Source organism: Pseudonocardia kunmingensis (genome assembly GCF_006716445.1).
Taxonomy (GTDB): Bacteria; Actinomycetota; Actinomycetes; order Mycobacteriales; family Pseudonocardiaceae; genus Pseudonocardia; species Pseudonocardia kunmingensis.
The window spans coordinates 577,212-589,012 of the sequence record NZ_VFPA01000001.1 but is presented as its reverse complement, the minus strand read 5'-3'; the positions used below and the strand labels follow the sequence as shown (position 1 = coordinate 589,012).

The following is an 11,801-nucleotide window of genomic DNA, read 5'->3' as shown; positions in this document are numbered from 1 at the left end:
GGCTGTCGGCACCGCGCTCGGGCACGGTTCGGAGTGATCACCCCCCGACGGCCGGCCTGCCCGGCGGTTCGTGGTCGAGCGCGCGCCACCGGCCCGGCGTGATCGGGCGGAACCAGCGGTGGCGATAGCCTGGCGGCGACCGGGGCGGCCCGCGGAACCGGCCGCGCGCCGCGCTCGTTGACCCCGTGCCCGCCGACGCGACTGCCGGGCGCCCTCGCCAGGAAGGAACCGGCATCGATGATGGCCGTGGTTGCCGCGCTCGTCCCGCCCCGCCTGCGGCGCCCGCTGCGGGAGAAGGCGTTCGCGGCGCGGGCCGTCGCGACCGGTGGCCCGTCCACGCTCGCCGCCGTCGTGCAGCCGTGGCGCCCGCACCTGGCGGCGTCGGCGCTGGCCGGGGCCGCGCTGCTGGCGCTGCGCCCACGTCGGCGCCCGCTGGCGGTGGCCCTGGCCGCCACGGGGATCGCGGCAGGCGCGCCGGTGGTACCGCGGGCCCTGCGCGGGCCGGTCACCCGCCCCGCGCCCGAGGACGTCACCGTCCTCACCGCGAACGTCCTGCACGGCCGCGCCGACACCGGCGCACTGGCGGGGCTCGTCGCCCGCGAGGGGCCCGACTTCGTGGTGCTGCCCGAGGCCGGCGGCGACTTCCGAGACAAGCTGATGCCGTTGCTCGCCGACCTGGGCTACCGCTCGTGGGTCGCCTCGGGCGGCGGCAGGGCCGACGGCTACGACGTCACCCTGCTCGTCGGCGAGCGGGCAGGCGACGTGCAGGTGCGGCCGGCCACCGGGATGCGGCTACCCCACCTGGAGGTCACCGGCGGGATCCTCGGTGAGCGCACGCTGCACGCCGTGCACACCACCGCACCGATGTCGCGACGCGGCACGGCGCGCTGGCACGACGAGCTCGGGCTCATCGCCCGGTGGTGCGCGGGCCCGGTGGCGCCGCTGGTGGCCGGCGACCTCAACGCCACCCTCGACCACCCCGCGCTGCACGCCGCGCTGGGCCGCTGCCGCAGCGCGGCCGCCGGCACGGGCAGCGGCCTCGTCGGCACGTTCCCGGGCGGGCTGCCGCGCCCGCTCGGCATCCAGATCGACCACGTCCTCGTCCCGGCCGCGGCCGTCACCACGCGGTTCGACGTGCTCGACCTCCCCGGTAGCGACCACCGCGCGGTGCTCGCCGGCGTGCGCCTGCCCGCGACCGCCTGATCGGGGTCCCCGGCTCACGGCGCCGGCCTACCGCGCGCCGGCGACCGGGCCGCGGGCGTCCGCCGGGTCGAACCGGTACTGCGCGGCGAGCGAGCGCACGGCGAGCCCGGGCGGCACGCACCGCAGCACGGCGTCGCGGAGCCTGCCCCGCACGCCGGTGAGGCCGAGCAGCCGGTGCATCCGGCGCGACTCGCGCTGCAGGGCGGCCGTGCGCGCCCCGCGCCGGGCGTCGTACGCGCGCAGGGCGGCGGGCACGTGCGCGGCGGCGGCCCCGTCGAGCACCGCGCCCAGCGCCACGGCGTCCTCGAAGGCCTGGCAGGCGCCCTGGCCGAGGTCGGGGGTCATCGCGTGGCCCGCGTCGCCGAGCAGCGCGATCCGCCCGAGGGCGAGCGCGGGCAGCGGACGGACGAGCTGCTCGGTCTCCACGACGTGCACCGCCTCCGGCGCCGTGGCGTCGACCAGCGCGACGGTGCTCGGGTGCCAGTCCGCACGGCGGGCGCGCAGCCAGCGGTGCCGCTCCCGGGGGTCGGCCGGGGAGGGTCCGCGCCAGGTCGCGTACCAGTAGACGCCGCCGTCGGCCAGCGGCAGGCAGCCGAAGCGGTCGCCGGTGCGGTGGTCCACCAGCTCGCCGAGCACCAGCGCGACGCCTGCGGGTGCTGCCGGCGCCACGGCGCGGGCGGCGTGCTCACCGGAGCCGGCGAGGCCGGGGTGGTCGGGCAGGAGGGCGCGGCGCAGCCGGCTGTGCGCCCCGTCCGCGACCACGACGGCGTCGGCGCGCACGGGCTCCCCTGGCGCCGCGCGCTCGAGTTCCACCTCGACCTGGTCGCCGCGGTCGCGCAGCCCGACGACCGGTGTGCCGGTGTAGACCGTCCCGGCCGGGAGTGCGTCCGCGAGCAGCCCGTGGAGCCATGAGCGGCGCACGGCCACCAGGGGAGCGCCGGTGCGCTCGCGCACCGCGGTCTGGTCGGCGGTGAGCAGGGCCCGGCCACGCCGGTCGCGCAGCCCACCGCCCGCGGCCATCGGGCCGGCCTGGCCGCGGACGGGTTCCCCGAGCCCGAGCGCGTCGAGCGCCAGCACTCCGTTGGGCATGACCCCGATTCCCGCCCCGCTCTCCCGCAGCGCGGGAGAGCGCTCGAGCACCGTGACGAGGTGTCCCGCGCGATGCGCTGCGACTGCGGCCGCGAGCCCCCCGAGGCCCGCGCCGACGACCACGACGTGCATGACGATCCCCCTCCTCTACGCTTGTAGAGACGACCGTACCGCACCCGGCTCTACAGGAGTAGAGGGATTTGACCGACCGCCGCACCGAGATCCTCGACGCCGCCCTGCACGTCCTGGCCGAGCACGGCATGCGCGGCCTGACCCACCGCGCCGTCGACGCCGCCGCCGGCATCGCCACGGGGAGCACCTCCTACTACTTCCGCAGCCGGTCCGCGCTGGTCACGGGGTGCGTCGAGCGGCTGCTGGAGGTCGACCTCGAGGTGGAGAGCACGGCGACCGCCGCCGCGGACGATGCCGCGGGCCTCGTCGACGTGCTCGTCGCGGTCGGGGTCGCGCTCGCGACGACCGAGCGGCACCGCACCCTCGCCCGCTACGAGCTGAGCCTCGCCGCCGTGCGAGACCCGGAGCTACGGGCCGGCATGGTGCGGGCAGGCGACGTCATCCGGGCCCGCGGCGCCGCGGCGCTGGGCGCGATCGGCGCCGTCGAGCCCGGTCGCGCGGCCGAGCAGCTCATGGCCGTGCTCGACGGCCTGGTGCTCACCGCGCTGGTCCGCGGCCCGCGCGAACCCGCCGCGCTCGCCGCCGCGCTGCGCCCGACCCTGGAGCGCGTGGTGCGCGGCGAACCCGGAGTCGATCGGGCGTAGCGCGCGGTAGCGGGGGAGCCGTAGGGTCCGCGAGATCGTCCCATCGTTGCGGAGGGCCGGCGTGAAGAAGCTGATCAACGATCCCGCCGACGTGGTCACGGAGGCGCTGAGCGGCATCGCCGCGGCCCACCCGGACCTGCGGGTCGACCTCGATCACAAGATCGTGTTCCGGGCGGACGCGCCCGTGCAGGGCAAGGTCGGGCTGCTGTCGGGCGGCGGGTCCGGGCACGAGCCCCTGCACGGCGGGTTCGTCGGCCCCGGGATGCTCGACGCCGCCTGCGCGGGCGAGGTGTTCACCTCACCCGTGCCCGACCAGATGCTCGAGGCCACCCGCGGCGTCGACGGCGGCGCCGGGGTGCTGCACATCGTCAAGAACTACACCGGCGACGTCATGAACTTCGACATGGCCGCCGAGCTCGCCGCGGCCGAGACCGGGGTCGAGGTCGTGTCCGTGGTCACCGACGACGACGTGGCCGTGCAGGACAGCCTCTACACCGCGGGCCGTCGCGGCGTCGGGGTCACGGTGCTCGTCGAGAAGCTCGCCGGCGCGGCGGCCGACGAGGGCCGCGACCTCGCCGGGGTGGCCGCGGTGGCCCGCCGGGTGAACGAGGCGGGCCGCAGCATGGGCGTCGCGCTCACCTCGTGCACGGTGCCCGCCGCCGGGCGCCCCACGTTCGACCTGCCCGAGGACGAGATGGAGATCGGGATCGGCATCCACGGCGAGCCGGGCAGGCGCCGGGTGCCGCTCGCGCCGGCGCGCGAGGTGGCCGAGATGCTCGTCGAACCGGTGCTCGCCGACCGCGACTTCCACGGCGAGGGCGGCGTGCTCGCGTTCGTCAACGGCATGGGCGGCACCCCGCTGCTGGAGCTGTACGTGATGTACCACGAGGTGGCGCGGATCCTCGCGAAGTCCGGGGTGCGCGTGGCCCGGTCGCTGGTGGGGCCCTACATCACGAGCCTGGAGATGGCCGGGTGCTCGCTCACCCTGCTGCAGCTGGACGACGAGCTGCTGCGCCTGTGGGACGCCCCGGTCCGCACGCCCGGCCTGCGGTGGGGTGCCTGATGGCCGACCAGCCCGCCGCCATCGACGCCGCCGCCCTCGACCGCTGGGTCCGCGCGTTCGCCGCCGCCGTCGCCGAGCACGAGGAGGAGCTCACGCGGCTCGACTCGGCGATCGGGGACGCCGACCACGGCGCCAACATGGCCCGCGGCATGAAGGCCGTGGTCGCGAAGCTCGACGACGCCGCCCCCGCCGGCCCGGCCGCGCTGCTGAAGCAGGCCGGGATGACGCTGGTCAGCACCGTCGGCGGGGCGAGCGGCCCGCTCTACGGCACGTTCTTCCTGCGGATGGCGGCCGCGGCGGGCGACGTCGACGCGCTCGACCAGGCCGGGTTCGCCGAGGCCCTGCGCGCGGGGGTCGAGGGCGTGGTCGCGCGCGGCAAGGCCGAGGCGGGCGACAAGACGATGTACGACGCGCTTGCCCCCGCCCTCGACGCGCTGGACGCGGCGCTGGGCGGCGAGGACACGAGCGGGGCGCTGCACGCCGCGGCGGACGCGGCGGCGCAGGGTCGCGACGCCACCACCCCGATGCAGGCCCGCAAGGGTCGCGCCAGCTACCTCGGCGAGCGCAGCGTCGGCCACCAGGACCCGGGCGCGACCTCGGCGGCCCTGCTGCTGCAGGCTGCGGCGGACACGCTGGGGTGAGCGCGCTCGTCGGGCTCGTCGTCGTCTCGCACAGCCGGGCGCTGGCCGACGCGGCGGTGGCGCTGGCCCGGGAGATGGCGCCGGGGGAGCTGGCCATCGAGGTGGCCGCCGGGCTCGACGAGGCCACGTTCGGCACCGACGCGGTCGCCATCGCCGCCGCGATCGGGGCGGCCGACTCCGGCGCCGGCGTCGTCGTGCTGATGGACCTGGGCAGCGCGGTGCTCTCCGCGGAGCTGGCCCTCGACCTGCTCGACGACCCGGCCGCGGGGGAGCGGGTGCTGCTGTGCCCGGCGCCGCTGGTGGAGGGGCTGGTCGTCGCGGCCGTGACCGCGGCAGGCGGGGCCGACCGCGCGGAGGTGGCCGCCGAGGCGGCGAGGGCCCTCGGGGGCAAGCAGGCCCAGCTCGGCGCGCCGCCGGACGCGGCGGCCGGCGGCGGTCCGGTGGATGGCCCTCGTGCTCCTGCCGGTTCGGGTGCCGACACCACCGAGTTCACGGCCGAGTTCACCGTCGCCAACGCGCACGGGCTGCACGCCCGCCCGGCCGCGCGGCTCGCCGCCCTCGCCCGCGGCCTGGACGGCGCCGAGGTGCGGGTGCGCAACGTGACCACGGGCTCGGACCCGGTGCCGGCCGCGAGCCTGGCCGCGCTCACCGCGCTGGGCGCGCTGGCCGGGCATCGTGTGGAGGTGAGCGCGACGGGCCCGCGCGCGGCCGCCGCGATCGACGCCGTGCTGACGCTCGCCGCCCGGCGCTTCGACGAACCCGACGCCGCCCCGGCACCGCCGGCGCCGTCGCCGGCGCCGTCCGGGGACGGGCCGCTGGCGGCGTCGCCCGGGATCGGCATCGGGCCCAAGCGGGCAGCGGACCCGCAGGCCCCGGTGGTCCCGGACGAGCCCGGCGGCGACCCGGCCACCGAACGCGCACGCCTGGACGCGGCACTGCCCGCCGTCGCCGCGGAGATCCGCGCCGGCCGCGACGCCGCCGCCCGCGAGCTCGGGCCGGCCGAGGCGGCGATCTTCGACGCGCACCTGCTGCTGCTCGACGACCCCGGCCTGCTCGCCGGCGCGCGCGCCGGCATCGACGGTGGCGCGTCCGCGCCGCGGGCCTGGGCCGACGCCACCGACCGGTCCGCCACCGCCCTGGAGGCCCTGCCCGACCCGTACCTCGCGGCCCGCGCCGCCGACGTGCGCGCCGTCGCCGCCCAGGTGCTCCGGGCGCTCGTCGGGAGTCCCGCCGTCGCTGCGGCGGACGAGGGCGGGCCGGCCGCCGTCCTCGTGGCCGCCGACCTCACCCCGGCACAGGCCGCCGCGCTCGACCCGGAACGCGTGGCAGGCGTCGTCCTCGCGGCGGGCAGCCCGACCGCGCACAGCGCGATCCTGCTGCGCGCCCGCGGGGTGCCTGCGGTCGTCGGGGCCGGCGCTGCGGTGCTCGACGTGCCGGACGGCACCGTGCTCGCCCTCGACGGCGAGACCGGTGAGCTCGCCGTCGACCCGCAGGCCGCCGCGCTGGCCGGGTTCCGCGACCGGGCCGCCGCCCGGGCCGAGCGGGAGGCGCAGGCCCGGCGGCACGCCGCGGACCCGGCGGCGACCCGCGACGGAACCACGGTGCTCGTCGGCGCCAACGTCGGCTCGCCCGCCGACGCGGCCGCCGCGGCGGCGGCCGGGGCTGACCTGGCGGGGCTGGTGCGCACCGAGTTCCTGTTCCTCGGCCGGGCCGCAGCCCCGGACGTCGACGAGCAGCAGGCGGCCTACACCGAGATCGCCGAGGCGCTCGGCGGGCGCCGGATCACGGTGCGCACGCTCGACGTCGGCGGCGACAAGCCGCTGCCCTACCTCCCGTTGCCGGCCGAGGCGAACCCGTTCCTCGGGCTGCGCGGCATCCGGCTGGCCGCCGGGCACCCCGGGCTGCTCGCCGACCAGCTCCTCGCCGCCGTCCGCGTGGCGCACGAGACCCCGGTGAGCCTGATGTTCCCGATGGTCGCCGCGCTCGACGAGCTGGTGACCGCCCGCCGGGCGCTGGACGCCGCGATCGCCGCGGAGGGGCGCGGCACGCCGCCCGGGTTGCAGGTGGGGATCATGGTGGAGGTCCCGGCCGCGGCGCTGAAGGCGGCCGCGTTCGTCCCGCACGTCGACTTCTTCTCGATCGGCACCAACGACCTCACCCAGTACGCGCTGGCAGCCGAGCGCGGCAACCCGGCCGTCGCGGCCCTCGCCGACCCGCTCGACCCGGGGGTGCTGCGCCTCGTCGACGCCGTCTGCCGGGCGGCGGGGGAGCGGGCACTGGTGGCGGTGTGCGGCGAGGCCGCCGCCGACCCGGTGGCCGCGGAGCTGCTCGTCGGGCTCGGGGTGCGCGAGCTGAGCACCGCGCCGCCCGCGGTGCCGGGCACCAAGCAGGGTGTGCGTGAGCTGGACGTGGCGCTCGCCGCGCCCCGCGCCGCCGCCGCGCTGACCGCCGACGGCCCCGCCGCCGTCCGCGCCGTGGCCGGATCTGACAGGTAGCCGTCATTGCGGCCATGACCGCGCCGCGTGACGATGGATGCGTGCCCAGCCCCCACCGCGTCGTGATCGCGGTCTTCCCGGACGTCGACCTGCTCGACGTCACCGGCCCGGCCGAGGTCTTCGCGTTGGCCAACCGGGTGACCGAGGGCCGGGCGGGCTACGAGGTCCGCCTGGCGGGCCCCGATGCCGGCCCGGTCGGCACGTCGGCCGGCGTGCGCCTGCTGGCCGACCTCGCCTTCGCCGACGTCGGCGCCGCGGTGGACACGCTGCTGGTGCCCGGCGCGGTGGACCTGCAGCCGGACGGCCCGGTGGCCCGGGTCGACGACGCCGTGGTCGAGTGGGTGCGGTCCACGGCCCCGCACGCGCGGCGGATCGCGTCGGTGTGCGTGGGCGCGCACGTGCTCGCGGCGGCCGGGCTGCTGGACGGGCGGCGGGCGACCACGCACTGGTCGACCGCGGCGCAGCTCGCGGCGCAGCACCCGCAGGTGCGGGTCGACGCCGACCCGATCTTCGTCCGCTCCGGCCGGGTGTGGACCGGCGCGGGCATCAGCACCTGCATCGACCTGGCGCTCGCGCTGGTGGCCGAGGACCACGGCGAGGAGCTCGCCCTCGCCGTGGCCCGGCAGCTGGTGGTGTACCTGCGGCGGCAGGGCGGCCAGAGCCAGTTCAGCGTGCCGCTGAGCCGGCCCGCCGCGGCGCGCAGGGACATCGACGAGCTGCGCGTGTTCGTCACCGAGCACCTCGACGAGGATCTGTCGGCGCCGGTGCTGGCCGCGCGCATGTGCCTGAGCGAGCGCCACTTCGCCCGGGTCTTCCGCGAGGAGACCGGCACCACGCCTGCCGCCTACGTCGAAGCCGCCCGGGTGGAGGCGGCCCGCCGGCTGCTGGAGACCACCGACCGGCCGCTGGAGCAGGTCGCGGCGACCGTCGGGATGGGCTCGGTGGAGACCCTGCACCGCGCCTTCCGCAAGCAGATCAGCACCACCCCGGCGGCCTACCGCCGCCGCTTCCGCACCGCGTCCTGACCCCTGCGACGCGCGAGCCACACCCTCTCCCGAAAGGCCCCCTACCCATGCCTGCCTCCGCGACCCTGCGCGACGTCATCGGCCTCGACAACACGCTGCCCCGCCTCGCAACGGCCACCCTGCTCATGATCGACTTCCAGAACACCTACCGCACCGGCGTCATGGCCCTCGACGGCGTCGAGCCCGCCCTCGCCGCCGGGTCCCGCCTGCTGGCCGCCGCCCGCTCGGCCGGCACGCCGGTGGTCCACGTCGTCAACGACGGGGGCGAGGGCACGCCCTACGACATCCGCGCCGAGATCGGGGCCATCAGCCCCGAGGTGGCGCCCACGGGCGGCGAGCCGGTGGTGGTCAAGGGCTTCCCCGACGCCTTCCACGGCACCGACCTGGAGCAGGTCCTGCGGGACCTGGGCGCCGGAACCGACCTGGTGGTGGCCGGGTTCATGACCCACATGTGCGTGACGTTCACCGCCCAGGGCGCCTTCCACCGGGGCTACCGGCCCACCGTCGTCGCCGAGGCGACCGCCACCCGCTCCCTGCTCGCCCCCGACGGCAGCACGGTGCCCGCCGCCACCCTCCAGACCGGGAGCCTGACCACCATCGCCGACCTCTTCGGCACGGTGGCCCCCACGGTCGGCCACCTCGTCGGTTGACCGGAGGAGCGGTCACGAGGAGAGCGACGCCGCCCGGCCGTAGTCGGGGAGCGCGATGTTCCCGGCCTTGGCGAACTGCGCGGCGATCAGGGGCCGCAGCGGCCAGCGGGTCATCCACCGCATCGAGGCCGTCCGCAGCCCGATCTGGAACCGGGACAGCGGCGCGTAGCCGCCGACGCCCCCCGGCGGCAGCTTCTGGGCCTCGACGACGTAGGGCCGCATCACCTCCTCGTACCGCCCGAACGCCACGCGGTGGTCGCCCCCGGCGGCCGCGAGCTCGCCCGCGAGCACGTACGCCCCGACGAGCGCGAGGCTCGTGCCGAGCCCGGTGAGCGGGGTGGGGCAGTAGCCCGCGTCGCCGAGGAGCGCGACCCGCCCCGCCGACCAGCGGTCCAGGTGCACCTGGCTCATCGCGTCGAAGGCGAAGTCCGGTGCCTCGCGCATCGCCGCGACGAGCGCAGGGGCCTCCCACCCGACGCAGGCGAAGCGCTCGGCCACGATCTCGCGCTGCCGGGCCACGTCGCGGCGGTCGTAGGGGATCGGGTCGGAGCGGAAGCCGAACCCGGCCTTGATCTCGCCGGGCCGCCGGCCCGGCCGCGCCGACGCGACGAGCCCGCCGGGAGCGTTGTGCATCATGTACCAGCCGTCGAGGTCGATGTCGGCCGGCGCGGTGAACCAGGCGATGTAGCAGCCGAGCGGGCGGACGGCCTGCGGCTGCGGGCCGAAGGCGATCGTCCGGACCGCCGAGTGCAGCCCGTCGGCGCCGATCACCAGCCCGAAGCGGCGCGGCGCCGACTTCTCGAACGTGACCGTGACGCCGTCGTCGTCCTGGGCGATGCCGGTGACCGTGTCGTCGAACAGGTACTCGGTGCCGGGGGGCGTCGCGCGGTGGAGCACCTCCGCGAGGTCGCCCCTGAGGATCTCGATCTCGGAGACGATGCCCTCGCCGCCGAAGGCGTCCGCTCCCATCCGGGCGCGGATCCGGCCGTCGTCGTCCACGTAGGCGATGCCGCGCTGGTCGAGGGCCACGGCCCGCGCGTCGTCCATCAGTCCCATGCGTTCGACGACGGTGCGCCCCGCGCCCCGCAGGTCGACGGCCTGGCCGCCGGGGCGCAGGGCGGGCGCCCGTTCCACGACGGTGGGCCGGAAGCCGTGCTCGCGTAGCCAGTACGCCAGCGCGGGTCCCGCGATGCCGGCGCCGGAGATCAGGATGTCGGTGTTCTTCACGAGCGGAGCGTACGTCGTACAGACACCTTGTACAAGCGTTCTGCCAGCGGTGATGAGCATTCGAGCTGCACTAGTGCACTAGGCAGGGGGGCGAGCAGGGCTACTCTCGACCCCTGATCGAGGTGCACTAGTACGGAGGAGACGTGGACGACAGCCCGCCCTACGCGCGGATCGTGGCCGACATCCGTCAGCGGATCGAGTCCGGCGAGCTCGCCCCCGGTGACCGGGTGCCCTCGACCCGGGAGATCACCCGGCGCTGGGGTGTCGCGATGGCCACGGCCACCAAGGCCCTGGGCGTGCTGCGCCGGGACGGGCTCGTGCGCGCCGAACGGGGCTCGGGCACCGTCGTGGAGGCCCGCCCGGGCCCGGTGCCCGGCCCGGGGCGCCCGCGGCGCCCGGCCGCGACCGACGGGGCGCTGGACCCCGACCGCATCGTCGGCGCCGCGATCGCGATCGCCGACCGGGAAGGGCTGGCCGGGCTGTCGATGCGGCGCGTGGCCACCGACCTCGGCGCGGCCACGATGGCGCTGTACCGGCACGTGGCGGACAAGGACGACCTCGTGCTGCGGATGCTGGATGCGGCGATGGGCGAGTGGCGCCCCCCGGCGGACCCACCGGCGGGCTGGCGGGCGCGGTTGGAGGCGGCGGCGCGGCAGTTGTGGGCGCTGTTCCGCCGCCACCCCTGGCTGGCCCCGGCGATGTCCATGACGCGCCCGCAGCCGCTCGCCAGCGGGCTCGCCTACTCGGAGTGGACGCTGGCCGCGCTGGACGACAGCGGGGCCGACCGGGTCACGGCCTTCACCGCCTACCTCACGCTCTTCAACTACGTGCGCGGCACGGCGGTCAACCTCGAACCCGAGGTCGAGGCCGAGGCGCAGAGCGGGATGGACCCCGACGCGTGGATGGACACCCAGGTGCCGTCACTGCGCGCGATGCTCGCCGATGGCGCGTTCCCGGTGTTCGAGCGGATGCTCACGACGCCCTACGACTTCGACCTGGACACGTTGTTCGAGTTCGGCCTGCAGCGCCTGCTCGACGGCTTCGCGGTTCTGCTCGAGCCGCCGGTTCAGACCGCGCCCGGATCGGACGTGACGCCGTAGCGACCGCGGTAGTAGAGCAACGGCAGCCGGGCGGGATCGGCACCCAGGTCGACCACCCGGCCGACGGCGATCGTGTGGTCGCCGCCGTCGTACTCGTTCCACAGTGTGCAGTCGATCCAGGCGCTGACGCCGTCCAGCACCGGCGCTCCGGACGGGCCGCGCCGCCACGGCACGCCGTCGAACTTGTCCACGCCCGAGCGGGCGAAACCGATGCTGAGCTCCTGGTGGTCGGCGGCCAGCACGTTGACGCAGAACGTGCCGGCCGCGCGGATCCGGGGCCAGGTGGACGAGGTGCGCGCGGGTGCGAAGCTGACCAGCGGCGGGTCCAGCGACAGCGAGGCGAACGACTGGCAGGTGAAGCCGACGGGCCCGTCCGGACCTGCGGCCGTGACGACGACGATGCCGGACACGAAGTGGCCCAGCACCTCCCGCATCACGGCGGGTGAGACCGGTCCGACGGATGCCCCCATGGCCCCGACCCTAACGCCGCGGACGGCGCCACCCGTCAGGGTGAACTCCGCCGTTCATCCGG

General features: G+C 76.9%; 11 protein-coding genes. 8 read left to right on the top strand and 3 right to left on the bottom strand.

Translation table 11 applies throughout. The annotated features are described in order from the left end of the window. The first annotated feature begins 237 nt into the window (after positions 1 to 237). Positions 238 to 1,203 (top strand): endonuclease/exonuclease/phosphatase family protein, encoded by a 966-nt coding sequence (locus tag FB558_RS02740; RefSeq protein WP_142047776.1) that lies wholly within the window; start codon positions 238 to 240, stop codon positions 1,201 to 1,203. 27 nt (positions 1,204 to 1,230) lie between these two features. Here the strand turns inward: FB558_RS02740 and FB558_RS02735 are convergent, their stop codons facing one another. Continuing rightward, positions 1,231 to 2,424 (bottom strand): FAD-dependent oxidoreductase, encoded by a 1,194-nt coding sequence (locus tag FB558_RS02735; protein WP_142047774.1) that lies wholly within the window; start codon positions 2,422 to 2,424, stop codon positions 1,231 to 1,233. A 68-nt stretch (positions 2,425 to 2,492) separates the two neighbouring features. On the opposite strand from FB558_RS02735, the gene FB558_RS02730 reads away from it, so the two are divergent. The 6 genes from FB558_RS02730 (at position 2,493) to FB558_RS02705 (ending at position 8,942) form a co-directional block, all read left to right on the top strand. Beyond that, the gene (locus FB558_RS02730; RefSeq protein ID WP_142047772.1) at positions 2,493 to 3,068 is read left to right on the top strand and encodes a TetR/AcrR family transcriptional regulator; all 576 of its coding nucleotides are present in this window, start codon (positions 2,493 to 2,495) and stop codon (positions 3,066 to 3,068) included. 61 nt (positions 3,069 to 3,129) lie between these two features. Then, complete coding sequence (dhaK, locus tag FB558_RS02725; protein WP_142047770.1) at positions 3,130 to 4,131, top strand: dihydroxyacetone kinase subunit DhaK; 1,002 nt, start codon at positions 3,130 to 3,132, stop codon at positions 4,129 to 4,131. Continuing rightward, positions 4,131 to 4,772, top strand: coding sequence for a dihydroxyacetone kinase subunit DhaL (gene dhaL / locus FB558_RS02720; protein ID WP_142047768.1), 642 nt, complete (start codon positions 4,131 to 4,133; stop codon positions 4,770 to 4,772). Before dhaK ends, dhaL begins: the two co-directional genes overlap by 1 nt. Continuing rightward, positions 4,769 to 7,267, top strand: coding sequence for a phosphoenolpyruvate--protein phosphotransferase (gene ptsP, locus FB558_RS02715; protein WP_246106223.1), 2,499 nt, complete (start codon positions 4,769 to 4,771; stop codon positions 7,265 to 7,267). The genes dhaL and ptsP overlap by 4 nt, the downstream gene beginning before the upstream one ends. A gap of 41 nt (positions 7,268 to 7,308) precedes the next feature. Next, positions 7,309 to 8,292: a GlxA family transcriptional regulator gene (locus tag FB558_RS02710; RefSeq protein ID WP_142047766.1), complete on the top strand. Its 984-nt coding sequence runs from the start codon at positions 7,309 to 7,311 to the stop codon at positions 8,290 to 8,292. A gap of 47 nt (positions 8,293 to 8,339) precedes the next feature. Continuing rightward, entirely contained in the window at positions 8,340 to 8,942 is a 603-nt protein-coding gene (locus FB558_RS02705; protein ID WP_142047764.1) for a cysteine hydrolase family protein, read from the top strand. Between the two features lie 12 nt (positions 8,943 to 8,954). On the opposite strand, the gene FB558_RS02700 is transcribed toward FB558_RS02705, so the two are convergent. Beyond that, positions 8,955 to 10,169, bottom strand: coding sequence for an FAD-dependent monooxygenase (locus tag FB558_RS02700; protein WP_142047763.1), 1,215 nt, complete (start codon positions 10,167 to 10,169; stop codon positions 8,955 to 8,957). A gap of 143 nt (positions 10,170 to 10,312) precedes the next feature. On the opposite strand from FB558_RS02700, the gene FB558_RS02695 reads away from it, so the two are divergent. Beyond that, entirely contained in the window at positions 10,313 to 11,269 is a 957-nt protein-coding gene (locus tag FB558_RS02695; RefSeq protein WP_142047761.1) for a TetR/AcrR family transcriptional regulator C-terminal domain-containing protein, read from the top strand. Here the strand turns inward: FB558_RS02695 and FB558_RS02690 are convergent. Continuing rightward, positions 11,236 to 11,739, bottom strand: a complete 504-nt coding sequence (locus FB558_RS02690; RefSeq protein WP_211366033.1) for a flavin reductase family protein — start codon at positions 11,737 to 11,739, stop codon at positions 11,236 to 11,238. The two genes, FB558_RS02695 and FB558_RS02690, sit on opposite strands and share 34 nt — an antisense overlap. Between the last annotated feature and the right edge of the window lie 62 nt (positions 11,740 to 11,801).